The following is a 23,290-nucleotide window of genomic DNA, read 5'->3' as shown; positions in this document are numbered from 1 at the left end:
GCTGAGTAGCATAAAAAAATCCGTAATCCCTGTGAGATTACGGATTGTTACACAAGTACCGGATCGTTCAACTGATCCTTAACTGATCGGCATTAAGCACTAGGCTGGGTTTAACATCAAACTGTGTTGCTTATGATTAACGCAGCAGAGACAGAACGGTCTGAGGAACCTGGTTCGCCTGAGACAGGACTGACGTACCGGCCTGTTGCAGAATGTTCGCCTTGGTCATGTTCGACACCTCCACCGCATAATCCGCATCCTGAATTCGGCCACGGGCGTTGGACAGGTTGTTGATGGTGTTGTTCACGTTGGTGATCGTGGATTCGAAACGGTTCTGGATCGCACCCAGGTTACTACGTGCGGTATCTACTGCTTTCAGTGCAGTATCAACAGCATCAACAATTTTTTGAGCCAAGCCACCAGAACCACCAATGCCGCTTACTGTACCACTTGCAGTTGTTCCGCTAATTGCGGCAACAGCACTAGATACGCCAGATGACAGACCGCCAGAAGTTTTAGCATTAACCAGCGCGCCAGAATCGATGGTAATCACTTCGTTAGCACCGGTGTTGGCACCAACCTGAATGTTGATACCGCCACTTGCCGTGCCGTCCAACAGGTTCGTGCCGTTGAAAGAGGCAGAGCCAGCAACGCGGTCGATTTCGTCCAGACGCTGCTTCATTTCAGTGTAGATTGAACCACGGTCAGTCTGACCATTGGTGTCACTGGCTGCCTGCACTGCCAGCTCACGAACACGCTGTAAGTTGTTGTTGATTTCGTTCAGGTTACCTTCTGCGGTTTGCGTCAGGGAGATACCGTCGTTCGCGTTACGCGCAGCCTGAGTCAGGCCTTTAACCTGTGCAGTCATACGGTTGGCAATCGCCTGACCAGCAGCATCGTCTTTTGCACTATTGATACGCAGACCAGAAGACAGACGCTCAATAGCGGTGCCCAGAGAGGATTGTGATTTGTTCAGGTTGTTCTGGGTAACCAGAGACATGATGTTAGTATTAATCGATGCCATGATAAGCGTTCCTTAATCAATGAGATGTTAAGTGTCGGGTTCAGCTCATTGGCTCATCCCCGTCCTTACTAATTATCGGAACCTTTTTTAAAATCTTTAATTTTTTGTCTGTCCGCGTTTTTTTATTCAAAGCATCTGTTTCAGAAAGAAAAAACCCAGCACTTGGCTGGGTTTAACATCATGCTGTATTGCTTACGATTAACGCAGCAGAGACAGAACGGTCTGAGGAACCTGGTTCGCCTGAGACAGGACTGACGTACCCGCCTGTTGCAGAATGTTCGCCTTGGTCATGTTCGACACTTCCACCGCGTAATCCGCATCCTGAATTCGGCCACGGGCGTTGGACAGGTTGTTGATGGTGTTGTTCACGTTAGTGATCGTGGATTCGAAACGGTTCTGGATCGCACCCAGGTTACTACGTGCGGTATCTACCGCTTTCAGTGCAGCATCAACATCTTTAATAATTGTTGAAGCCAGACCACCAGAACCACCGATAGTACCAGTACCACCACTGATTGCAGCAACGGAAGTCGATACGCCAGAAGCCAGGCCTGCACCAGACGTCGTCGTCGCGTTAACCAGCGCGCCAGAGTCGATAGCGATAACTTCGTTAGCACCAGTGTTGGCACCAACCTGAATGTTGATACCACCGCTTGCCGTGCCGTCCAGCAGGTTCGTGCCGTTGAAAGAAGCTGATTTAGCAACACGGTCGATTTCGTCCAGACGTTGCTTCATTTCAGTGTAGATTGAAGTACGGTCAGTACTGCCGTTGGTGTCACTTGCTGCCTGAACCGCCAGCTCACGAACACGCTGTAAGTTGTTGTTGATTTCGTTCAGGTTACCTTCTGCGGTTTGCGTCAGGGAGATACCGTCGTTCGCGTTACGCGCAGCCTGAGTCAGGCCTTTAACCTGTGCAGTCATACGGTTGGCAATCGCCTGACCAGCAGCATCGTCTTTTGCACTATTGATACGCAGACCAGAAGACAGACGCTCAATAGCGGTGCCCAGAGAAGATTGTGATTTGTTCAGGTTGTTCTGGGTGACCAGAGACATGATGTTAGTATTAATCGATGCCATGATAGCGTTCCTTAATCAATAAAATGTAAGTTTCGGGTTAGACCCACGGGGTCATCCCCGTTGTGTCTATTTATCGGAACACTTTTCAAAAGCTTTAATTTTTTACCACACATCTTTTTTTGAGCCTGATAGCACAACTGAATCTCTGTCCAGCAACGCTTAAGACAGGATCCATGATACTGGGTAGAAATAACTCTCGCTCAAAATGCTAAACTTATTATTCGTACTGCCGATAACTGATACATAGACCATTGGCTCTGGATAGATAAAGGATTCGATCATGGCAAGTATATCTTCATTGGGTGTGGGTTCAGGTTTAGATTTGAGCGGTTTGTTAACGCAATTGAGAACAGCTGAGAACCAGCGTTTGACGCCCATAACAACGCAACAAGCCAGTTATAAAGCTCAACTTACTGGCGTCAGTGCACTTAAAAGTTCACTCGATAAGCTCAATACCGCTACCAATGCCTTAGCCAAATCACAGTCATTCGGCATTGTCACTGGATCGATTGATGGAATAACCAACACAAAAGTATCCAGCACCAATAAGGCCTTTACTGCAACAACAAGCAGCAAGGCTGTCGCTGGCAGTTATAGTATTGAGGTACAGCAATTAGCTCAAGCTCACTCCATTACCTCTGGCGTTAAAACAAGTGCAACGACCGCGCTAAGCTCAACAGATAGCAGTCTCACTATCGCTCAGGCCGATGGTAAGTCATTGACGGTTGACATTAAAGGTGGTGAAACTTCATTAAACGACGTCCGGGATGCGATTAATAAAGCAAACGGCGGCGTAAGCGCGAGTGTAGTCAAAGCCAAAGATAATGAATATTACCTGATGCTAACAGCCAGAAACAGCGGCGAAAAAGGTGAAATCACAATCACTGATGGCGGTAATGTTCTGGGTGCAACAACCGAAAAAGTGGCCGCGCAGAATGCCGTGATCATTGCAAATGGTATTACCATTGAACGCCAAAGCAATACGATTGATGATGCCATTGAGGGCGTCAACTTAACGCTACAGGCTAAAACAGAAGCAAGCAAACCCGAAACCCTGACTATTAATCAAGACATCACGGGTATGAAAGCTGCCATAACAGCATGGGTTGATGCCTATAACGGCCTGCAAGATACGATTGCAGCACAAACCAAGTACACCGCTGTTAAAAAAGGGGAAGAGCAATCCAGCACAAACGGTGCATTAATTGGTGACTCAACGGTTCGTAACATACAAAACGCGCTTAAAGGACAGCTTACCACGGTACAAAGCGGAAATGGTGAGTTTAATATTCTCGCCGATTTAGGCATCAAACAAAACTTTAAGACCGGTAAACTTGAAATAGATAACACCGCTTTGGAAAAAGCGCTTAAAGAAGAGCCAGGTAAAGTTCAAGCCTTTTTCGTGGGTGATAATGACAAAACGGGTTTTGCGACACAAACCCGTGTTTATATGAAAGAACTCCTTGATACCATCGATGGTACGATCAAAACGAAAGAAGATAGTATTAATAAAACAATCAAAAGTCTGGATACCCAATCTCAGCGAATCAAAGACGGTATTGAAGAAACAATTGCTCGCTACCAGAAACAGTTTACAGATCTCGATAAAGCGATGTCTAACATGGCTTCAACCAGTGCAAGCTTAACCAGTATGTTCTCCAAGCTCTAAAGTTTGCATATTAAGTAGATAGGTAACGAGATGTACAATATGAAAGGCAGTCAGGCCTACGCTCAGGTAGGTCTTGAAAGCAGTGTGATGAGCGCAAGCCCTCACCAGCTTATCGTCATGTTGTTTGATGGTGCTCGCAGTGCAATGGTGCGCGCACGCATTCTCATGGAGCAAGGCGATATCCCGGGCAAAGGTATGGCGTTATCCAAAGCGATCAACATTATCAATAACGGGCTAAAAGCCGGATTGGACATGGAAAGAGGGGGGGAACTCGTTGAAAACTTGTCCGCCCTGTACGATTACATGTCTCAGCGTTTGTTGATTGCCAATTTGCATAACGATGCAAAAGCAATAGAAGACGTCGAAGCGTTGCTGGAAAACATCGCTGATGCCTGGCGGCAAATCGGTCCTAATTACAAACCAGAGCAGGAAGTACGTTAATGGCCTCCCCCCATCGGCTTCTAAAAGATTACCAACAGCTTTTGTCTCTAAGTCAAAAGATTCTTCATTTGGCAGTCAGCGGCCAGTGGGATACGTTGGTTGAACAAGAGATTGTTTATGTTCAGTCCGTTGAAGGCTTAGTTAACACGCCAATTCCTGACGAAATTGACAGCGTGATGCGTTTGCATCTGCGACAGATTTTGCAGGAAGTGATGGATAATGAAGCGAAAGTAAAACAACTTCTGCAGAAGCGGATGGACGAGCTAAGTTCGCTAATGGGGCAATCACTGAAGCAAAAGTCAATTAATACGACTTATAGCGAATTTGCAGGACAGCGACTGCTTCCAGGTGAACCCGCTCCAGGTGAGCCAAGCTCATAATTTCATACTCGTTATATACGCCACTCGCGCCCTTATCTTTGCCTGATACGGGCGCGTTTTTTTACCCACAAACGCTGCTTTTACTCTGCATGCTCAGACTATCAGCATGACGAAATCAGTACGCGTTAAGAATTTAGAGATTAGAAAACGTGAAAGCAGGGAATAGGCATAGGTGGGAAGCCAGCATAAGTAAAGATTGTGCGTAATTTCATTGCATTAGCAGTGAGATTACGCACAATGACTTTGCTAGTTGCAGGTTGATGTCATTAGACGACATCAAACAGACATATTCATCACTTCCTGATACGCAGATACCAGTTTATTACGTACCTGAATGCCCATCTGCATTGAAATGGATGATTTCTGCAAATCCACCATCACATCATTCAATGCTACGCCTGGCACACCCAAGGTAAATTTTTCAGCCTGCGTACGAGCCGTCTGCTGTGTGTCGCTGATCTTATCGATCGCGGCCTTCAGCTCACTGGCAAAACCAGGTTCTACCGATGGTCTGGCTATTGGCGTGTCAGCAGCCTGCAGAGCTTTGACCTGCATTTGCTGTAAAACACCATCTATACCTTGAACTGACATAACACCTCACTACATCATACAGAGTAGACTGCTTATGCATTTTCTATGACAGCATTACCCTATCACACAGCTTTTCAGATAAATCGCACAATTAGCGCGAAAAATGCCACCTTATCGACCCATCGATTTTTCTTTTACGGAAAATAATGACATGCCGATAAATGTAGGCGAAATGTTTTATTGATTGCGCAATCAGGGAGTTCTGTTTTGTCACGTCACAACGTTAAGTATATCGTTCAACAACCAAGCAGAGATAGAGTATGAACGCCTCATTAACCGGCTCCGCTACCGGTAAAAATAGCTTTGGCGAAATACTCAACCGGTTACGCGCCAATCCGAAAATTCCGCTATTGATCGCAGCCGCTGCGACCATTGCGATCGTCGTTGCGTTGACACTATGGGCCAAAGGTCCAGACTATCGAGTGCTTTATAGCAATATAAATGACCGTGACGGTGGTGCGATTGTCAGCGAATTAACGAAGCTGAACATCCCTTATCGCTTTGCGGAAAATGGCGGGGCGATCATGATTCCCGCCGCAAATGTCTATGAGACCCGACTCCGACTTGCTCAATTGGGGCTGCCAAAAGGCGGCGCGGTTGGCTTTGAATTACTCGACCAAGAAAAGTTTGGCATCAGCCAGTTCAGCGAGCAGATTAATTACCAGCGTGCACTGGAAGGTGAACTGTCCAGAACGATAGAAACACTCGGACCCGTTCAGAATGCACGAGTTCACCTTGCTATACCGAAGCCTTCACTGTTCGTTCGTGAGCAAAAAGCCCCCTCTTCATCCGTCACCCTGACATTACAACCGGGTCGTGCATTAGATGAAGGGCAAATCAATTCCATCGTTTATATGGTTTCCAGCAGCGTTGCTGGCCTGCCACCAGATAATGTTACGGTCGTCGATCAGACTGGACGCCTGTTAACTCAGGCTGGCGGCAGCGGCCGCGATCTGAATGCTGCGCAACTGAAGTACAGCAACGAAGTCGAGGCGATGTACCAGCGCCGCATAGAGTCAATTATCGCGCCGATGGTTGGCATGGGTAACGTACATGCCCAGGTCACCGCACAAATCGATTTCTCTGCTCGTGAACAAACTGATGAGCAGTATCAACCCAATCAACCGCCAGATAAAGCGGCTGTTCGCTCTCAGCAAACCAGCCAAAGTGAGCAAAAAGGAGGCCCGAACGTCGGTGGCGTTCCTGGTGCATTAACCAATCAGCCCGCACCGGCTCCTACAGCCCCTATCGCAACACCGCCAAATAACGCTAATGCCAATGCAAACAATCAGGCTGGCCAGCAGAATCAAAACAATGCGGCAGGTGCCCAAGCTAATGCGGCAAATGCGAATACCGTTATTCAAACATCCAATGTTCGCAATGATGCAACAACCAACTATGAAGTCGACAAGACGATTTTACATACCAAACACAGCACAGGTGGTGTAAAGCGCTTGTCTGCGGCCGTTATTGTTAACTACCAGCCTCCTGGTGAGGATGGCAAACCGGTTGCACTGACGGAAGAGCAGATCAAACAGATTGAAACGGTAGCACGCGAAGCAATGGGCTTCTCTGCTGAACGCGGCGATACCTTAAATGTTGTTAATACGCCATTTATGGACAGCACCGACGGTTCTGGCGAACTCCCGTTCTGGCAAAAACAGGCATTTTTCGATCTCCTGATGGAAGCTGGCCGCTGGCTGCTGGTTCTGATCGTTGCCTGGATTCTGTGGCGTAAACTGGTTCGTCCGCAATTGCAAAGAAAAGCACAACAACAAGAAGCGGCACTGGCGGCGGCTGCCCTGTCTCAAGGTGCAGACAGCGATGTTATGGTCAACTTGAGTAGCTCGGAAGTTGAACAGCAGCGGAAATCACAGCAACGCGTCAATGCAGAAATGCAAAGTAATCGCATACGTGAAATGGCAGAGAACGATCCACGCGTTGTCGCTCTGGTAATTCGTCAATGGATGAGTACTGAACTATGAACCTGACAGGAACAGAAAAAAGCGCCATCTTATTGATGACCATTGGTGAAGACCGCGCGGCAGAAGTGTTTACTCATCTTTCGACTAAAGAAGTACAGCACCTTAGTTCTGCAATGGCGAACATGCGACAGGTCTCACAACAGCAGTTGCTCGAAATCCTGAGAGAATTTGAGGCTGATTCAGAGCAATATGCCGCACTCAGTGTGAATGCGGGTGACTACCTTCGCTCAGTGCTTGTTAAAGCACTTGGTGAAGAGCGAGCGTCTAGCCTGTTGGAAGATATTCTGGAAAGCCGCGACTCTACGAGTGGAATGGAAACACTCAACTTCATGGAGCCGCAGATTGCCGCAGACCTTATTCGCGACGAACACCCGCAGATTATCGCAACAATCCTGGTGCACCTGAAGCGTGCTCAGGCTGCCGATATCTTAGCCCTGTTTGACGAACGTCTTCGCCATGACGTTATGCTACGTATCGCGACCTTCGGCGGCGTTCAGCCTTCCGCACTGGCAGAATTGACAGATGTTCTGAATGGCTTGTTGGATGGCCAGAATCTCAAACGCAGCAAAATGGGTGGTGTTCGTACTGCTGCCGAGATTATCAACCTGATGAAAACCCAGCAGGAAGAAGCGGTTATCGATGCAGTACGCGAATTCGATGGCGAGCTGGCACAAAAAATCATCGACGAAATGTTCCTGTTCGAAAACCTGGTGGACGTGGACGACCGCAGCATCCAGCGTCTTCTGCAAGAAGTCGAGTCCGAGTCTCTGCTGTTGGCATTGAAAGGTGCCGAAGAGCCTTTACGCGAGAAATTCCTGCGCAATATGTCTCAGCGTGCTGCGGAAATTCTTCGCGACGACCTTGCAACTCGTGGTCCAGTACGTATGTCGCAGGTCGAAAACGAACAGAAAGCTATTCTGCTTATCGTCCGCCGACTGGCAGACAGCGGCGAGATGATTATCGGTGGCGGCGAGGATGCTTATGTCTAACGCCCCCAAAAACCTGGCCTGGCAGCCCTGGAAACTCAACGACCTGGCTGCCCCCATAGTTTCAAAGCCCGTTCCAGCATATCAGGTCAATGATGAACCTGAATTGCCGGACATGGAGCGTTTCTCTGAAGAAAATGCCCTTTCTGCTGCAGAGGACGAACTCGCATCTCTGCGTGAAAGCACAATGCAACAGGCACGAGAAACGGGTTTTGCGCAAGGTCATCAGCAAGGCTATGACGCCGGTTATCAGGAAGGTTTAGCCAAGGGGCAACAGCAGGGTTTGCAGAACGCCTTACAGCAGCAGCAACCGATTATTGAACAGATGCAGCAAATGGTCACCGAATTCCAACAGACGCTGGATACGCTCGACAGTGTGATCCCGGCTCGCCTGATGCAGTTAGCTTTGACCGCAGCCAAGCAGATTCTGGGGCAACCTCCGGTATGCGATGGTAATGCGCTACTTGGTCAAATACAGCAATTGATTCAGCAAGAGCCTATGTTCTCAGGGAAAACGCAGCTGCGTGTTCACCCTTCAGACCTGGAACGTGTTGAACAATATTTGGGCCCGACACTCAGCTTGCATGGTTGGAGATTGCTTGCCGATAGTCAACTTCACCCTGGTGGTTGTAAAGTTAGCGCAGAAGAAGGCGATCTGGATGCCAGCCTGGCGACACGCTGGCATGAGCTTTGCCGTTTAGCCGCACCGGGAGAACTATAATGACTTCACGCCTCGGACGCTGGCTTTCTTCTCTCGATTCATTTGAGAAGCGCATTGATGACACGCCTTCGGTGCGTCGTTACGGCCGCTTAACCCGGGCGACAGGTTTGGTATTGGAAGCGACAGGGTTACATATGCCGCTGGGTGCCACCTGCCTCATTGAACGGCAGAATGGCTCGCAGGTTGAAGAAATCGAAAGCGAAGTTGTCGGTTTCAACGGGCAAAAACTCTTTCTTATGCCGCTGGAAGAAGTTGAAGGTATTACCCCTGGAGCGCGTGTCTACGCTCGCGTCGGCCAGGACAGCAGCAGCCAAGGAAAGCAACTGCCCTTAGGACCTGAACTGCTTGGGCGAGTACTGGATGGGAGCGCAAAACCGCTGGATGGTTTACCCGCGCCAGATACAGGCTATCGCGCACCACTGATTACGCCGCCGTTCAACCCATTGCAGAGAACGCCAATCGAAAGTGTTCTGGACGTGGGCGTTCGAGCCATCAATGCCTTGCTTACCGTAGGCCGGGGGCAGCGAATGGGCCTGTTTGCGGGTTCAGGGGTAGGTAAAAGTGTGCTGTTGGGTATGATGGCACGCTATACTCAGGCTGACGTCATCGTTGTTGGCCTTATCGGTGAACGTGGCCGAGAAGTGAAAGACTTTATCGAGAATATCTTGGGCACCGAAGGACGAGCACGCTCTGTCGTTATTGCCGCACCAGCCGATGTTTCTCCATTATTAAGGATGCAGGGTGCCGCGTATGCTACGCGTATTGCTGAAGATTTTCGCGATCGCGGGCATCACGTTCTGCTCATCATGGATTCGCTCACACGCTATGCCATGGCACAGCGTGAAATTGCGTTAGCTATTGGCGAACCGCCGGCGACCAAGGGTTATCCCCCTTCTGTCTTCGCTAAATTACCCGCGTTAGTCGAGCGCGCTGGTAATGGTATTCATGGAGGTGGTTCAGTCACTGCCTTCTATACTGTTCTAACAGAAGGTGACGATCAGCAGGATCCTATCGCTGACTCCGCTCGTGCCATCCTTGACGGACATATCGTGTTGTCACGTCAATTAGCTGAGTCTGGCCATTATCCGGCAATAGATATTGAAGCATCGATTAGTCGTGCGATGACAGCGCTGATCGATGAAGGTCATTATGCTTCTGTAAGGCAGTTTAAACAGTTACTATCCAGCTACCAACGTAACCGTGATTTAGTCAGTGTTGGTGCCTACGCCGCAGGCAGCGACCCTATGCTTGACAAAGCAATTCGGCTTTACCCGCATCTGGAAGCCTTCTTGCAGCAGGGTATGTTTGAACAAAGTAACTATGAAGAGTCCTGCCAGGCGTTGCACACTATTTTCCCTCGTAACGAGTAGGAGAGCAGATGAAAACCCAGTCACCGCTGGTTACACTACGCGAACTGGCGCAGAAGGACGTTGAGAAAGCTGCTGGCCAGTTGGGACAAGTGCGTCAGGCACATCAACAGGCCGAGCAGCAGCTCAATATGCTGTTAAACTATCAGGATGACTATCGTCAAAAATTGAACTCGACGATGTCCTCTGGTATGGCGAATAATAGCTGGCAAAATTATCAGCAGTTCATCCGAACGTTGGACAGTGCAATTGAGCAACACAGACAACAGCTTTCGCAGTGGACATCACGTTTAGATTTAGCAATGAAGACCTGGCAAGAAAAACAGCAGCGCCTGAACGCATTTGAGAAATTGCAGGATCGCGAACTGACAAGACAGCTTGCCAAAGAGAACAAAATAGAACAAAAACAAATGGATGAATTTGCCCAACGGGCCTCACAGAGGAAAGCAGAATCATGAATCTGTCCGCGTTACCTATAGCTACCACTGCCAGTGATACAAGCGGTTCTTCCGCTTCGTTACTGACACAGGGTGAGCTGCCAAAAGATTTTGTTGATCTGTTGAGCAAACGCATATCACAAGTAGCCGATACGTCGGGTAAAAAAACGCTCGATAAAGTAGACGAAGAAGCCCTGCTAAGCGCGTTAGGGAAAGATAATGCTTCGCTGAGCCGTGACGATTTAAATGCCCTGCTTTCTTCCTTCAGTTCTCTCACGGGAGCAACGATTACAGCGGGTAAGCAAAATCCAGAAATTGTAGGGCAGGCGAAATTTAAGAATCTGGACAAAAAAGAGAGTGACAGCACGACAGGTGACCCTATCGCCATGCAGGCACTGCTTGCCATGTTGCAGACAACGCCGCTTCCTACACAACCTGCCGCTGATAATATTGCAGCGAATGCCGTAAATGCAGGGTTAACGATTCCGGGACTCATTGACGCTAAACGCCAGAATGACGCATCCGCATCAGTACTAAACAGTACGGGTGAAAGTGCTAAAGGCACACTGGCAAAATTGCTTGACGCTTCAGTGACGCCAGATAAAGATGCAGGTATATCACGCGACCTGCATCATGTAGCCAAGCAAACCTCATCAACAACAACCGAGTCTGCTGATGAGGCTGCAAAATTTTCGCTAACGACGCCAAATTCCCTTGCGGGCGATCGCAATGTGTCTGAATCAGTCTCCACATTAGGCAACGGCGCGTCTCAAACAACGCCACCTGTTGCACAGGCTATGCATATTCAGCCAGCATCGGTGGGAACGACCACGCCAGCCCCTCAGGCAGCGAGTGCTCAACTGAACGCACCATTTGGTTCACCGCAATGGCAAGACGCATTGGGCCAGCAAATCATTATGTTCAGCCGTAATGGTCAGCAGACCGCAGAGTTACGTTTGAACCCACAGGAATTGGGAGCCCTGCACATCAGTCTAAAAATCGATGATAACCAGGCTCAAATTCATCTGGCTTCAGCAAACAGCCAGGTTCGCTCAGCGCTGGAAGCTGCGCTACCTCACCTGCGTAATGCGATGGCAGAGAGTGGAATTAACCTTGGTCAGAGCAGCGTAGGCAGTGATTCCTCTGCCTGGCAGCAGCAAATGGCGGGTAATAACAACGATGGCAATAACCGTGGCCCGTCTTACCAACAACAATTTGGCCATTCATCAGAAAGCACAAGTGAATTATTAGACGTACCAGAACAGTTAAGATCAATGGCATCATCCGTCAACGGCGTTGATATCTTTGCCTGAAAGTGAAGTAAACGAATAAGTTAGCACGATTTTCCCTGCCTATTCTCTGTATTGAACATTGCAATAGGCAGGATAATCATCGACATTACGCATTTATTTATTGCTGGTTTCATCCGGCAGTAAATATCGATAAGTAACGGGAACTATCTTTGGCTATGTCTGATATGCAAGTTCGACCAGGACGTAAACGGTCTATTTGGCTAATACTACTGATTATCGTTGCTCTCGCTGCAACTGGTGCTGCGGGCGCCGCCTGGTGGCTATTAAATCAGAAAAACGCAGCAACGGCTGAGCAGGAAGCACCGCCACCGCCAGAGCCTGTTTTCATGCCACTGGATACCTTTACCGTTAATCTCGTCAATGCAGATAATGACCCTGACCGCGTGCTGTATGTTGGATTCACGCTGCGTTTACCAGATGAAGCCACGCGTACACGGTTTACTAATTATCTGCCAGAAGTTCGCAGCAGACTGTTATTACTGCTTTCTCGTCAGGATGCGATTGCGCTTGCTAATGAGCAAGGTAAACAGAAGCTGATAGAGCAAATTAAGCAAGTGCTAAGCCCGCCATTAGTTCCTGGTCAACCTAACCAGGTCGTTACTGATGTTCTGTTCACGGCCTTTATACTGCGGTAACCATTATGGGCGATAGCATTCTTTCACAAGCAGAAATTGATGCATTATTAAATGGCGACAGCGGCGATAGCGACGCTGATGCGAATGCGTCGTCAAAAGTGGATGGGGGCGTCAAGCCCTATGATCCGAATACTCAACGACGTGTTATCCGCGAGCGTTTACAGGCATTAGAAATCATTAATGAGCGCTTTGCGCGTCAATTCCGTATGGGATTGTTTAACCTGTTACGCCGTAGTCCTGATATCACTGTAGGTGCGATCAAGATCCAGCCTTATCATGAGTTTGCCAGGAACCTCCCCGTACCGACAAACCTGAATCTGATTCACTTAAAACCACTACGTGGTACCGCATTATTTGTATTTTCACCAAGCCTGGTATTTATCGCCGTAGATAACCTATTCGGCGGTGATGGGCGCTTCCCGACGAAAGTTGAAGGGCGTGAATTTACCCATACAGAGCAGCGTGTCGTTAAGCGTATGTTGCGCCTTGCTCTGGAGGCTTATGGTGAAGCCTGGAATGCGATTTACAAACTTGACATCGAATATGTGCGTTCAGAAATGCAGGTCAAGTTTACCAACATCACGACGTCACCTAATGATATCGTCGTGACGACACCGTTTCATGTTGAGATCGGTTCGCTGACTGGCGAATTTAACATCTGTATTCCTTTTTCAATGATCGAGCCGCTGCGTGAACTGCTCGCGAATCCGCCATTGGAAAACTCACGTCAGGAAGATCAGAGCTGGCGGGACACCTTAGCCAAGCAGGTACAGCATTCCGAATTGGAATTAGTTGCCAGCTTTGTTGATATTCCGCTGCGACTCTCCAAGATTCTGAAGCTACAACCCGGCGATGTCTTACCGATCGACAAACCTGACAAAATCGTTGCTCATGTTGACGGCGTGCCCGTGCTGACCAGCCAATATGGCACATTGAACGGGCAATATGCTCTACGTGTTGAACATTTGATTAACCCTATATTGAATTCTCTGGATAACGAGGAACAGCCCCATGAGTGACACCAAGAAACCGTCCGACGACAAGGAATCAGTGGACGATCTGTGGGCTGATGCATTTAACGAGCAGCAGGCTGCAGAAAAACCGGCCGCGACAACGGAAGGCATTTTTAAGTCGCTAGACGGTCATGATCCGCTGGGTGCTCTGCAGGATATCGACCTGATATTGGATATTCCTGTCAAACTCACCGTTGAGCTTGGCCGGACCAAAATGACGATAAAAGAGTTGCTGCGCCTAACTCAGGGCTCCGTTGTTGCACTTGATGGCTTAGCAGGTGAACCGTTGGATATCCTGATCAACGGCTATCTGATCGCCCAGGGTGAGGTTGTTGTTGTATCTGACAAGTACGGTGTTCGTATTACAGATATCATCACGCCATCCGAACGTATGCGCCGCCTGAGTCGTTAATGGCAATAGCCTCGATATCATCTCCGGCCCCAGTAGCAAGTCAGCAGTCAACACTTGTTACTGAGCCCCCCCTTACCGGCAGCATGTTACTGACACAGGTTGGTAGCGTGCTAGCTGGTATTTTATTATTTATTCTGCTGATTGCCTGGCTAGCTCGCAAACTCGGTTTTGCACCACAAGCCAAGCAAAACAAGTTGCTAAAAGTGGTATCCAGTTGCCCTGTCGGGCAGCGTGAACGTGTCGTTATTGTAGAAGTTGATAATACCTGGCTGGTGTTAGGTGTTACGGCTCAGCAAATCACGCCGCTGCATACACTTCCGGCACAACCAACCAACGACAGTTCCTCAACTGGTGACACCAAGCCGGTAGATTTCAATCAACTGTTAAAGAAAGTTTTAAAGCGTCCGGAAAAATCGGAATGAGTGCCTTGCCTAATTATTTTCGTATCACCGCCCTGCTTCGCACACTGCGCTACGGTTTAGCCATCGGTTTATTGTTCATGGCACCATCGGTGTGGGCACAGCTTCCCGGTATTGTGACGCAACCGCTACCTAACGGTGGACAGAGCTGGACGCTATCCGTACAGACGCTGGTTTTACTCACGTCATTAACGTTTCTTCCTGCTGCATTGTTAATGATGACCAGCTTCACCCGAATCATCATTGTACTAAGTTTGTTACGTAACGCGCTGGGTACACCAACCGCACCACCGAACCAGGTATTGCTCGGATTGACGCTTTTCCTGACATTTTTTGTCATGTCGCCAGTATTAAACCGCGTTTATGACGAAGCCTACCTTCCCTTCAGTCAGGATCAAATCAGCATGGAAGTCGCCATAGAACGTGGCGCGGAACCCGTGCGTGAGTTCATGCTGCGGCAGACCCGGGAAACCGATCTGGCGTTATTTACCCGGCTGGCAGAAATTCCAGAGATCCAAGGGCCTGAAGCGGTACCCATGCGTGTACTTCTCCCCGCATTTGTGACAAGTGAGCTAAAAACTGCTTTCCAAATTGGTTTCACCGTATTTATCCCTTTCCTCATCATTGACCTCGTTGTTGCCAGCGTATTGATGGCACTAGGGATGATGATGGTTCCTCCGGCAACCATTTCATTGCCTTTTAAACTCATGCTTTTCGTATTAGTCGATGGCTGGCAGTTGCTACTCGGTTCATTAGCCCAGAGTTTTTATAGTTAGACGAATAGAGGAATGCGACTATGACACCAGAATCGGTGATGGCGCTTGGCTATGAGGCAATGAAGGTAGCATTGGCATTGGCGGCGCCTCCGTTGATGGCAGCACTACTCAGCGGGTTACTTATTAGTCTTTTACAGGCTGCAACTCAGATAAACGAAATGACGCTGTCGTTTATCCCTAAAATCCTAACGGTCTTCTTCACCTTAGTGATCGCTGGCCCCTGGATGTTAAACCTCATGCTGGACTATATGCGTACGCTATTCGGCCAGTTACCTAACATTATTGGGTAAGCATGCTGACGTTTAACAGTTGGGACATGGTGAATTGGGTTAGCCAGTTTTTTTGGCCCTTTGTCAGAATTCTTGCGCTGATCAGTACCGCACCTGTCTTTAACGAAAGAGCGATTGGCAATCGGGTCAAGATCGGTCTGGGCGCACTGATTACCCTACTCGTTGCGCCTTATTTACCGTTAAACACCACGCCTATTTTTTCCGTCGCAGGTGTATGGCTGTTAATACAGCAAATACTTATCGGCGTTACGCTCGGTCTGTCAATGCAGTTAGCATTTGCCGCTATTCGCCATGCTGGCGAACTCATTGGCTTACAAATGGGGCTCGCTTTTGCGACCTTCTTTGATCCCACTGGCGGCCCGAATATGCAGGTAGTCGCCCGTTTCCTGAATATTCTCGCGATTTTATTGTTCTTAACCTTTGATGGGCACCTCTGGATGATTTCGCTATTAGCGGATAGTTTCTATACTCTGCCAATCAGCACCAACCCTATCAACAGCCATGCTTTTCTCGCGCTTGCTCGTGCCGGCGGGCTAATTTTTATTAACGGATTGATGCTGGCGCTGCCAATCATAACCCTATTGCTGACCATCAATCTGGCATTAGGTATGCTTAACCGCGTCGCTCCCCAACTCTCGGTATTTGTCGTTGGCTTTCCGATTACCCTTACGGTGGGAATCATGACGCTAGGTTTATTACTCCCACTGGTTCCCCCCTTCGCAGAGCATTTATTCAGCGAAGTATTCGATTTACTCGCTGATATTCTCACTCAGCTATCAAGTTCTTAGCAGTTCACTATATAAATCCGTAGTGGTCGAAGTGAGGCCAATACGGATACCAGACGCACATATTTATTCCCCATTTAAGATTCTTACGGTTTGGTATCGCAGCTCATCCTATGGAATATGGTTATACGATGCTGTTGTTTTGCTAAATCGCGCGTAGGGATTGCACCAGACATTGCCTGAAACAATCTATGCACTAAAAAAGTAGGTGTTATATAAAAGGGAATGCCGGAGAAAATTGAGGATGATAGGGGAATAAAAAATGGCATGTCATCCATTCAATATAATGAAGGGAGTGACACGCCTAAAAAATACGCCCGGTTTAAGCGTATTCAAACCGTAAAGTAGAATAGAAAAATATCATCTATTACTACTATCTCATTTGGAATAACGACATTCCTTGCATATTCTGGAAAGCCGTATAAGAGGCCTGCAGAGAAGACTGTTGCATGATATAAGACGAAATTGCGTCATACCAGTCAGTATCCTGCAGTTGTCCCAACGCAGTCTTATTCGCTACATCACGATCTTTGCCAATAGCATCGAGATTATCAATCTCATTGAGCTGAATACCCAACTCTGCGCGAACGGCTGAAATATTATTAAATGAATTTTTTAAACCGCGGTTTGCCGTCTCTAACGCTGCTGCCACACCGGCTTTTGTTGCATCGTCAGCATCGGCAATAGGGGTTTCAAGCGCTTTAATTGCAATATCCAAAGTCTCAAACAAATCTGACTGGATACTACCATCCGGTTCTGCTTGAGCATCACCGGTTGTCCCATTGAACACCGCAGAACCAACATGGCTGACCGTCATATTTCGGGATGCATCTACGCGTTGTGAGATCGCCTGATTACCGCCCAAATACTCAACGCCTGTGGCCCCATCAACAAAAGGAATTTTGTCGGTGTTATAACCAGCAAAAATATAATTACCGTTACCGTCGGTGCTGTTAGCCATATTCAGCAATTCAGCTTTCATACCACGCAGGGAGGTCGCGACCGACTTACGATCGTCATCACTCAGAACACCACCGCCTTTGATTACTTCGGTCAATGCGCTGCTAATTGTGGTAGTGCTTTTGTCCAGAATAGACTCTTCAAGAGACATACTTTGCTTGGCAAAAGTACGAGCCAACGTGTACTGACCATTCTCCGACTGAGCCTGGCCAAGCATAATGGCACCCGCCGCAGCGATCGGATCATCTGATGGGTTTACGACACGTTTACCGGTTGACAGTTGCTCACCCGTTTTTTGCCACGCAGTCTGACCATTCAAAATGCCTTGCATATTTTGCTGATATATCATGCTAGTACTTAAGCGCATGGTATTAATTCCTCTTTATCAAATGGTCAAACTAGCTGCGTGCGGCTAATAACGCGTCGAATATGGATTGTGCTGTTTTGATGACCTGAGCATTTGCCATGTAGTATTGCTGGTAACGCATCAGATCGCCGTACTCTTCATCTAGATTCACACCAGCTACAGATTGCTGCTCTGCCGTCAGTTGCTTAACAACGTTTTGCTGCGACGTGTTATTTATCTTCAGCGTACTGGTCTGGTTACCGATCATGCCCACTAAGCTCGCGTATGCGCCAGAAGCACTTGCCTTTCCGCCTACAATCTTCTCATTTTGCAGCGCAAGTAATGCCTTCGCGTTGGTATTATCACCTACACCACCAAACACGGGATTGCCGCTTCCATCCACAACTGGGTTGCCCGCATCATCGAGCTTAACGGATGCCGCAGCAATTTTATTAGGATCGGAAATAGCCACTGACATATCGGTAATGACATCATTAACTGGTTTGAGCAAGAAACTGTCGTTCGTTGCCGGCGTTCCCGAGATAGTCATCTTGATACCATCAAAATTCAGGCTGTTATCAGAGGTATCCACCGTTGCCGTAAATTTTGAGTTGTCAGATAAACGGGTAACTTGCCAGCTAGCGCCGTCATATTTAATCGAATAATTGGTCGCTTGTACGTCTTTGGTATCGGTGTAAGAAGGAGTCAACACGGCGTTACCCCCGTTCTTGCTATCATTCAGAACTACAGCCTTACCAAAGGAAAAGAAATCACCGCCTTTGACCCCATCATGGTCAAAACCTTTTTGGTGCTGGGCATTAAATGCATCAGCAAATGCTAATGCTAACTGCCCTAGCTGATTACGTGCTTCATCCAACGTCTCTGTACGGAAAGCGATCAAACCACCTAATGAACCACCGGTTAATGTACTCTCATTCAACGTGACAACATCGTTTGTCCGGTCTTTATATCCGATGGTGAGACGAGACGGGTCGCTGCTGGAACTAATTGCAACTAATTGATTGCTGGTACCCGCCTGAACCAAGTTAGTGCCGTTCTTCAATGCAACGTTATAAACAATCCCATCCTGAACGGTAACATCAACACCCACTAATTTATTGAGCTGATCGACCAGAAGATCGCGCTGATCAAGCAAATCGTTAGGCATTGTGCCGCTATTTGCGCCCATTAGTTTCGTGATCTCGTTGTTTAACGATGCGATCTGGTCGGTATACGTATTAATTTGGCCAACAGTACTTTGAATCTGTGTATTCAGCCCGCTGTCCATGTCACGCAGGTATTTATCCGTGACTTTGAATTGGTTTACCAGCCCTTCAGCTTTGCCCAATACAGTTTGACGAGTCGACGAATCGCCCGCGTTACTGGTGAGGTTTTGCAGGTTAGAAAAGAAGCCCTGTATGGTTGATGACAGGCTAGTCGTACTACTCGCCAGCAGATTATCAATCTTGGAAATCTGCTCGTAATAAGCGGTAACTGAGCTGCTTGTCGTTTGCGCAGAACGCAGCTGGTTGGTGATGAACTCATTGTACTGACGATTAATGCTAACAACATTGACACCGTTACCAATATATCCAGCGGATGTGCTGCTGCTAGTTGCTTGCTCAAGAATCGCATTTTGCCGACTATAGCCAGTAACAGCCTGATTACTAATGTTGTTACTGACGGTACTCAGCGCAACCTGTGCACCTTTTAAGCCACTCATCGCGGTGTTAATTAAATTGGACATAGGGTGTTGTTCCTTTTACACAGGCTTTTTTCGCCCTGCGCGATTAACCAAATGCTGAAAGCAGCAAATACGCTACATAAGTTAATTACTATATCGGTCAGGAAGCGCAAATCTTGAATAAAAAAATCAAAATAGCCGACTCAAATCGTGAGTGTAGGCTTTCGCTACTTTCTCACCTGAATTCTTCATTTGCTGGATCATGCTAACCAGTTTTTGGGCATATTGTGGATCCGTTGCATAACCCGCCTTTTGTAACGCATGAGCCGCTTGCTCAGCCGTTCCGGCACTCATCACGGCAGAATAGCGTGGGTTATTGGTCAACAACTTCACATAGTCACCGATAGCCTCAATATAGGAATCGTACACTCTGAAGCTGGCTTTTACCTTTTTGGCCACACCTTGCTCATATTCTGTCGTAGTTATCTCTGTTGTCGGCCCATTCCAGCTACTTCCTGCTTTGATACCGAACAGATTATGACTTGGGCGCCCATCTTCGGTAGGGATTTCGCGCTGTCCCCAGCCAGATTCAAGCGCAGCCTGAGCGATGATAAGGTGATGAGGTATGCCGCTATGCTGGCTGGCAATCTGAGCAGGTAAAGAAATCTGAGACACAAAATTACTATTGGATAGCGGCAACGCTGACCCCGTAGTGGGCAATTTGGGTAGCGCTTTACGTACCATCTGTTCCACGGCCGCGGTTGGCATGCTTTTGAGCACGTCACCATCAAATGTTAATGGAACAGATGGAACAGCGGCTTTAGCCGCCGTGGCATCAGGGGATTGTCGGGTTAATTGCTCAACCATAACATCCGCGAGCCCAAGCCCCTTGCCCTTAGTTGAGATCTCTTGAGCAATTTGCTGGTCATACATTGAGGTATACAGACGCGTCTGATCGCTGTTGAAGAGCCCGTCCTGCGGAATCGCTGAACGCATGCTTTTCATCATCAATTGTACAAACACGCCTTCCATTTGTTGCGCAACCGCCCTAATGCCCTCTTTGCTTTGAGGATTACCTGAAACTTCACGCTTCAACGTATTCAGGGACTGCGCATCATAGGCCGCGTTATTCAGCGTCTGCATATCACTCATCAGATAATTTCCAGTTTGGCACGCAAGCAGCCAGCACTTTGCATCGCCTGCAGAATAGACATCAGCTCCATCGGCGTCGCGCCCAAAGAATTCAGTGCACGCACGACGTTGTTGAGGTTGGCGCTGGAATTGACACGCTGTAAAGCACCACCCGCTTGCTGAACCGAAATCTCTGTTTGCGGCGTGACAACCGTCTGGCCACCGCCAAATGGGGTATTAGGTTGGCTGACGTTGGCCTGCTGATTGATCGTCACAGAGAGGTTGCCCTGGGCGATAGCACAGCTATCCAGCGTGACATCGCGGTTCATCACAACAGATCCGGTACGAGAATTAATAATCACCTTGGCGTCCTGAATACCGACGTTGACTTCAATATTCTGGACATCAGCCAAAAAGCGAACCTGAGAACTATTGCCATGCGGAGCAAGTACCTGAATGGTACGAGAATCCAGCGGAGTCGCTGTACCACCGTATCCAGAGCGATTGATTGCATCGCTGACTTTCTGCGCCATCGAGAAGTCGTCATTCTTCAGTTGTAGCATTATCGTGTTTGACGTGCCAAACGTACTCGGTAACTCTCGCTCAATAATTGCACCGTTACTGATGCGTCCGCCGGCAAGCTGGTTAACCTGAACACTACTTCCGCCAGCGGAGGCACCCGCGCCACCAACCAAAACGTTCCCCTGCGCCAAAGCGTAGACCTGATTGTCCACCCCTTTTAATGGGGTCATTAACAGTGTCCCGCCGCGCAAGCTCTTCGCGTTACCGAGTGATGACACAACGACATCAATATTTTGGCCTGTTCTGCCAAAAGGCGGAAGTTCCGCCGTTACCATCACCGCCGCCACATTCTTCAACTGCATGTTGGTTCCAGCAGGAACGGTAATACCCAACTGTGAAAGCATGTTAGTTAAGCTTTGCGTCGTAAATGGCGTCTGCATGGTCTGGTCACCAGAACCATCGAGACCAACCACTAAACCATAACCAATTAACGCATTACCGCGTACGCCCTGGATATTCACCAGATCGCGAATTCTCTCTGCCGACGCAGGGGAAATATTCAGCGTCAGTAACGTCAGCAGTACAGTGAAAAATGATGCAATCCGCATGGCAGGCCTCTTAAGCTTAGAACGGAGAAACATTGAGGAAGAACCGCTGTAACCAGCCCATGTTTTGCGCTTCGTTAATATAGCCATTACCGACATATTCAATGCGCGCATCCGCAACCTGGGTTGATGGCACCGAGTTGTTACCACTAATGGTTCTCGGATTTACTACCCCAGAGAAACGGATAAACTCTGTTCCCTGATTAATTGCAATTTGTTTTTCGCCAACGACCTGCAGGTTGCCATTAGCCAGCACTTGACCCACGGTGACCGTAATCGTACCACTGAAGGTGTTGTTCGCATTCGCACCACCCTGCCCCGTGAAGTCATTCGTTCCTGTCGCATTCAGCGACGCACGATTATTACCCAACGGCCCTTCAAGATAACGTGGTACCGTCGTTACACCGAACGTTGACGCACCATTACGAGCAGCATTGGCTGATGAACTTTTACTGGCGCTAACATTTTCCTGCAACACGATCGTCAAGGTATCGCCAATATTACGTGGACGACGATCCTCAAACATCGGCTGGTAACCATAATTCATCGGCTGTACGGTTTGGAAAATAGAGCCATTAGGGCCCGCTAATACGGGCGATCCAGGCTGAGCAGTCGTAGGCCCAGTGACAACTTTATCATGCGGAATATAGGCGCAACCGTTAAGTGCTAACATCGCGATCAATGCCAACAGACGGTGTCGGCGGAGTGGTTTGATAACCGACTTTGCATTCATTATCACTGCGGATATCGCCTTAAATTAATCTATTTCACATATTCACGGGGTAAATCAAAACCATACTGGCCCACTCATCGGGTGCCTATGGTCATCATTACCCCGTTAAACACTGTCTACATTGCTACTATCAGGCAACCAGAGCACCCGCTCTCGCTCCTGAAATTAGCGGGTTACCCATTACAGTTGGGTCAATTTCTGCAACATTTGGTCAGAAGAAGAAATTGCTTTACTGTTGATTTCGTAAGCACGCTGAGTCTGAATCATCGATACCAATTCCTCTGCCACATTGACGTTGGAGGTTTCGACATATTTCTGATACAGCAGGCCCGCGCCATTCAAACCTGGGTTCGTTTCATTCGGCGCACCTGAACTCGCCGTTTCCAGGTACAGGTTCTCACCCATGCTCTCAAGGCCGCTATCATTAATAAAGGTCGTCAGTGTCAGTTGGCCAATCTGGTTTGTTGCTGCCTGCCCCTGCACTTTAACGCTCACAATACCGTCACGGCCGATATTCAGTTCTGTCGCATTCGCCGGAACAGTAATAGCAGGCTGAACCTGATAACCACTGGACGTCACTAATTGACCATTACCATCAAGCTGGAAGGCACCGTCACGCGTATAAGCGGTTGTCCCATCAGGTAATTGGACCTGAAAGAATCCCTGACCTTTAATAGCAACGTCTTTAGAGTTGCCCGTTTCGGAAAAGGTCCCTTGGGTATGAATACGCTCTGTTGATACCGGACGGACACCCGTACCTAGCTGCAAGCCGGACGGTAGCATGGTTTGCTCTGAAGATTGAGCTCCAGGCTGACGAACTGTTTGATACATCAAGTCTTCAAATACCGCACGCTGACGCTTGAAACCATTGGTGCTGACGTTTGCCAAGTTATTGGAAATAACGTCCATGTTGGTTTGCTGAGCATTCAAGCCGGTTTTTGCAATCCACAAAGAACGGATCATTTATTCACTCCTGTGCGCACTCGGC

The 23,290-nt window shown here is 48.3% G+C and carries 25 protein-coding genes; 16 read left to right on the top strand and 9 right to left on the bottom strand.

Going from position 1 to position 23,290, the window contains the following annotated elements; all coding sequences use genetic code 11:
* Positions 1–136: 136 nt before the first annotated feature.
* Together BUB06_RS13065 and BUB06_RS13060 are read right to left on the bottom strand one after the other, a co-directional pair.
* Positions 137–1,024, bottom strand: coding sequence for a flagellin N-terminal helical domain-containing protein (locus BUB06_RS13065; RefSeq protein WP_072886150.1), 888 nt, complete (start codon positions 1,022–1,024; stop codon positions 137–139).
* A gap of 198 nt (positions 1,025–1,222) precedes the next feature.
* Positions 1,223–2,101 carry a flagellin N-terminal helical domain-containing protein gene (locus BUB06_RS13060; protein WP_072886148.1) on the bottom strand — a complete coding sequence of 293 codons (879 nt, stop codon included), beginning with the start codon at positions 2,099–2,101 and terminating at the stop codon, positions 1,223–1,225.
* Positions 2,102–2,381: 280 nt separating this feature from the next.
* Here BUB06_RS13060 and fliD point away from each other — a divergent pair, with 280 nt between their 5' ends.
* The 3 genes from fliD to fliT are packed head-to-tail and all read left to right on the top strand — an operon-like array spanning position 2,382 to position 4,591.
* Positions 2,382–3,770 (top strand): flagellar filament capping protein FliD, encoded by a 1,389-nt coding sequence (fliD, locus tag BUB06_RS13055; RefSeq protein ID WP_039471475.1) that lies wholly within the window; start codon positions 2,382–2,384, stop codon positions 3,768–3,770.
* A gap of 30 nt (positions 3,771–3,800) precedes the next feature.
* Positions 3,801–4,211, top strand: a complete 411-nt coding sequence (fliS, locus tag BUB06_RS13050) for a flagellar export chaperone FliS (RefSeq protein ID WP_039285815.1) — start codon at positions 3,801–3,803, stop codon at positions 4,209–4,211.
* Positions 4,211–4,591: a flagella biosynthesis regulatory protein FliT gene (gene fliT / locus BUB06_RS13045; protein WP_010279637.1), complete on the top strand. Its 381-nt coding sequence runs from the start codon at positions 4,211–4,213 to the stop codon at positions 4,589–4,591. Before fliS ends, fliT begins: the two co-directional genes overlap by 1 nt.
* Before the next feature lie 276 nt (positions 4,592–4,867).
* Here fliT and fliE read toward each other — a convergent pair whose 3' ends face one another.
* Positions 4,868–5,182, bottom strand: a complete 315-nt coding sequence (gene fliE / locus BUB06_RS13040; RefSeq protein ID WP_010279635.1) for a flagellar hook-basal body complex protein FliE — start codon at positions 5,180–5,182, stop codon at positions 4,868–4,870.
* 260 nt (positions 5,183–5,442) lie between these two features.
* On the opposite strand from fliE, the gene fliF reads away from it, so the two are divergent.
* From fliF to fliR, 13 genes are all read left to right on the top strand, one after another.
* The gene (fliF, locus tag BUB06_RS13035; protein ID WP_039471472.1) at positions 5,443–7,167 is read left to right on the top strand and encodes a flagellar basal-body MS-ring/collar protein FliF; all 1,725 of its coding nucleotides are present in this window, start codon (positions 5,443–5,445) and stop codon (positions 7,165–7,167) included.
* Entirely contained in the window at positions 7,164–8,156 is a 993-nt protein-coding gene (gene fliG, locus BUB06_RS13030; RefSeq protein WP_014915894.1) for a flagellar motor switch protein FliG, read from the top strand. Before fliF ends, fliG begins: the two co-directional genes overlap by 4 nt.
* A complete protein-coding gene (fliH, locus tag BUB06_RS13025) occupies positions 8,149–8,874 on the top strand; it encodes a flagellar assembly protein FliH (protein ID WP_039471470.1) in 726 nt (241 codons plus the stop codon). The genes fliG and fliH overlap by 8 nt, the downstream gene beginning before the upstream one ends.
* Entirely contained in the window at positions 8,874–10,244 is a 1,371-nt protein-coding gene (gene fliI, locus BUB06_RS13020) for a flagellar protein export ATPase FliI (RefSeq protein ID WP_010279628.1), read from the top strand. The genes fliH and fliI overlap by 1 nt, the downstream gene beginning before the upstream one ends.
* 8 nt (positions 10,245–10,252) lie before the next feature.
* Complete coding sequence (gene fliJ / locus BUB06_RS13015) at positions 10,253–10,699, top strand: flagellar export protein FliJ (protein ID WP_010279625.1); 447 nt, start codon at positions 10,253–10,255, stop codon at positions 10,697–10,699.
* The gene (locus BUB06_RS13010) at positions 10,696–11,991 is read left to right on the top strand and encodes a flagellar hook-length control protein FliK (RefSeq protein WP_039471468.1); all 1,296 of its coding nucleotides are present in this window, start codon (positions 10,696–10,698) and stop codon (positions 11,989–11,991) included. Before fliJ ends, BUB06_RS13010 begins: the two co-directional genes overlap by 4 nt.
* A gap of 155 nt (positions 11,992–12,146) precedes the next feature.
* Positions 12,147–12,626, top strand: coding sequence for a flagellar basal body-associated protein FliL (gene fliL / locus BUB06_RS13005; RefSeq protein WP_010279620.1), 480 nt, complete (start codon positions 12,147–12,149; stop codon positions 12,624–12,626).
* A gap of 5 nt (positions 12,627–12,631) precedes the next feature.
* Positions 12,632–13,645, top strand: coding sequence for a flagellar motor switch protein FliM (gene fliM / locus BUB06_RS13000; protein WP_014915899.1), 1,014 nt, complete (start codon positions 12,632–12,634; stop codon positions 13,643–13,645).
* Positions 13,638–14,051, top strand: coding sequence for a flagellar motor switch protein FliN (gene fliN, locus BUB06_RS12995; RefSeq protein ID WP_010279616.1), 414 nt, complete (start codon positions 13,638–13,640; stop codon positions 14,049–14,051). The genes fliM and fliN overlap by 8 nt, the downstream gene beginning before the upstream one ends.
* Entirely contained in the window at positions 14,051–14,473 is a 423-nt protein-coding gene (gene fliO, locus BUB06_RS12990; protein WP_014915900.1) for a flagellar biosynthetic protein FliO, read from the top strand. Before fliN ends, fliO begins: the two co-directional genes overlap by 1 nt.
* A 77-nt stretch (positions 14,474–14,550) precedes the next feature.
* Complete coding sequence (fliP, locus tag BUB06_RS12985; protein WP_172644770.1) at positions 14,551–15,246, top strand: flagellar type III secretion system pore protein FliP; 696 nt, start codon at positions 14,551–14,553, stop codon at positions 15,244–15,246.
* A 20-nt stretch (positions 15,247–15,266) separates the two neighbouring features.
* The gene (fliQ, locus tag BUB06_RS12980) at positions 15,267–15,536 is read left to right on the top strand and encodes a flagellar biosynthesis protein FliQ (protein WP_010279609.1); all 270 of its coding nucleotides are present in this window, start codon (positions 15,267–15,269) and stop codon (positions 15,534–15,536) included.
* Between the two features lie 2 nt (positions 15,537–15,538).
* Complete coding sequence (fliR, locus tag BUB06_RS12975) at positions 15,539–16,324, top strand: flagellar biosynthetic protein FliR (RefSeq protein WP_010301679.1); 786 nt, start codon at positions 15,539–15,541, stop codon at positions 16,322–16,324.
* Between the two features lie 370 nt (positions 16,325–16,694).
* Here fliR and flgL read toward each other — a convergent pair whose 3' ends face one another.
* The 6 genes from flgL to flgG form a co-directional block, all read right to left on the bottom strand.
* Positions 16,695–17,648 (bottom strand): flagellar hook-associated protein FlgL, encoded by a 954-nt coding sequence (flgL, locus tag BUB06_RS12970; protein ID WP_039471464.1) that lies wholly within the window; start codon positions 17,646–17,648, stop codon positions 16,695–16,697.
* Between the two features lie 31 nt (positions 17,649–17,679).
* Positions 17,680–19,374, bottom strand: a complete 1,695-nt coding sequence (flgK, locus tag BUB06_RS12965) for a flagellar hook-associated protein FlgK (protein ID WP_039471463.1) — start codon at positions 19,372–19,374, stop codon at positions 17,680–17,682.
* 126 nt (positions 19,375–19,500) lie between these two features.
* Entirely contained in the window at positions 19,501–20,463 is a 963-nt protein-coding gene (gene flgJ / locus BUB06_RS12960) for a flagellar assembly peptidoglycan hydrolase FlgJ (protein WP_039471461.1), read from the bottom strand.
* Positions 20,463–21,572 (bottom strand): flagellar basal body P-ring protein FlgI, encoded by a 1,110-nt coding sequence (locus BUB06_RS12955; protein ID WP_039471459.1) that lies wholly within the window; start codon positions 21,570–21,572, stop codon positions 20,463–20,465. The genes flgJ and BUB06_RS12955 overlap by 1 nt, the downstream gene beginning before the upstream one ends.
* A gap of 16 nt (positions 21,573–21,588) precedes the next feature.
* The gene (locus BUB06_RS12950; protein ID WP_010301661.1) at positions 21,589–22,302 is read right to left on the bottom strand and encodes a flagellar basal body L-ring protein FlgH; all 714 of its coding nucleotides are present in this window, start codon (positions 22,300–22,302) and stop codon (positions 21,589–21,591) included.
* 180 nt (positions 22,303–22,482) lie between these two features.
* A complete protein-coding gene (gene flgG / locus BUB06_RS12945) occupies positions 22,483–23,265 on the bottom strand; it encodes a flagellar basal-body rod protein FlgG (RefSeq protein WP_010301659.1) in 783 nt (260 codons plus the stop codon).
* Between the last annotated feature and the right edge of the window lie 25 nt (positions 23,266–23,290).

It is taken from the genome of Pectobacterium carotovorum (genome assembly GCF_900129615.1).
Taxonomy (GTDB): domain Bacteria; phylum Pseudomonadota; class Gammaproteobacteria; order Enterobacterales; family Enterobacteriaceae; genus Pectobacterium; species Pectobacterium carotovorum.
This window is presented reverse-complemented; position numbering and strand designations above follow the sequence as displayed.

Excerpts from the sequence above, each read along its gene's own strand:
- BUB06_RS13065 (WP_072886150.1), bottom strand. The coding sequence starts at position 1,024 with ATGGCATCGATTAATACTAACATCATGTCTCTGGTTACCCAGAACAAC.
- fliS (WP_039285815.1), top strand. The coding sequence starts at position 3,801 with ATGTACAATATGAAAGGCAGTCAGGCCTACGCTCAGGTAGGTCTTGAA.
- flgK (WP_039471463.1), bottom strand. The coding sequence starts at position 19,374 with ATGTCCAATTTAATTAACACCGCGATGAGTGGCTTAAAAGGTGCACAG.
- fliE (WP_010279635.1), bottom strand. The coding sequence starts at position 5,182 with ATGTCAGTTCAAGGTATAGATGGTGTTTTACAGCAAATGCAGGTCAAA.
- fliG (WP_014915894.1), top strand. The coding sequence starts at position 7,164 with ATGAACCTGACAGGAACAGAAAAAAGCGCCATCTTATTGATGACCATT.
- BUB06_RS12955 (WP_039471459.1), bottom strand. The coding sequence starts at position 21,572 with ATGCGGATTGCATCATTTTTCACTGTACTGCTGACGTTACTGACGCTG.
- fliO (WP_014915900.1), top strand. The coding sequence starts at position 14,051 with ATGGCAATAGCCTCGATATCATCTCCGGCCCCAGTAGCAAGTCAGCAG.
- fliD (WP_039471475.1), top strand. The coding sequence starts at position 2,382 with ATGGCAAGTATATCTTCATTGGGTGTGGGTTCAGGTTTAGATTTGAGC.
- fliJ (WP_010279625.1), top strand. The coding sequence starts at position 10,253 with ATGAAAACCCAGTCACCGCTGGTTACACTACGCGAACTGGCGCAGAAG.
- BUB06_RS13060 (WP_072886148.1), bottom strand. The coding sequence starts at position 2,101 with ATGGCATCGATTAATACTAACATCATGTCTCTGGTCACCCAGAACAAC.
- fliI (WP_010279628.1), top strand. The coding sequence starts at position 8,874 with ATGACTTCACGCCTCGGACGCTGGCTTTCTTCTCTCGATTCATTTGAG.
- fliL (WP_010279620.1), top strand. The coding sequence starts at position 12,147 with ATGTCTGATATGCAAGTTCGACCAGGACGTAAACGGTCTATTTGGCTA.
- flgG (WP_010301659.1), bottom strand. The coding sequence starts at position 23,265 with ATGATCCGTTCTTTGTGGATTGCAAAAACCGGCTTGAATGCTCAGCAA.
- fliN (WP_010279616.1), top strand. The coding sequence starts at position 13,638 with ATGAGTGACACCAAGAAACCGTCCGACGACAAGGAATCAGTGGACGAT.
- fliP (WP_172644770.1), top strand. The coding sequence starts at position 14,551 with ATGGCACCATCGGTGTGGGCACAGCTTCCCGGTATTGTGACGCAACCG.
- BUB06_RS12950 (WP_010301661.1), bottom strand. The coding sequence starts at position 22,302 with ATGAATGCAAAGTCGGTTATCAAACCACTCCGCCGACACCGTCTGTTG.
- flgJ (WP_039471461.1), bottom strand. The coding sequence starts at position 20,463 with ATGAGTGATATGCAGACGCTGAATAACGCGGCCTATGATGCGCAGTCC.
- fliH (WP_039471470.1), top strand. The coding sequence starts at position 8,149 with ATGTCTAACGCCCCCAAAAACCTGGCCTGGCAGCCCTGGAAACTCAAC.
- fliQ (WP_010279609.1), top strand. The coding sequence starts at position 15,267 with ATGACACCAGAATCGGTGATGGCGCTTGGCTATGAGGCAATGAAGGTA.
- fliT (WP_010279637.1), top strand. The coding sequence starts at position 4,211 with ATGGCCTCCCCCCATCGGCTTCTAAAAGATTACCAACAGCTTTTGTCT.
- BUB06_RS13010 (WP_039471468.1), top strand. The coding sequence starts at position 10,696 with ATGAATCTGTCCGCGTTACCTATAGCTACCACTGCCAGTGATACAAGC.
- flgL (WP_039471464.1), bottom strand. The coding sequence starts at position 17,648 with ATGCGCTTAAGTACTAGCATGATATATCAGCAAAATATGCAAGGCATT.
- fliR (WP_010301679.1), top strand. The coding sequence starts at position 15,539 with ATGCTGACGTTTAACAGTTGGGACATGGTGAATTGGGTTAGCCAGTTT.
- fliF (WP_039471472.1), top strand. The coding sequence starts at position 5,443 with ATGAACGCCTCATTAACCGGCTCCGCTACCGGTAAAAATAGCTTTGGC.
- fliM (WP_014915899.1), top strand. The coding sequence starts at position 12,632 with ATGGGCGATAGCATTCTTTCACAAGCAGAAATTGATGCATTATTAAAT.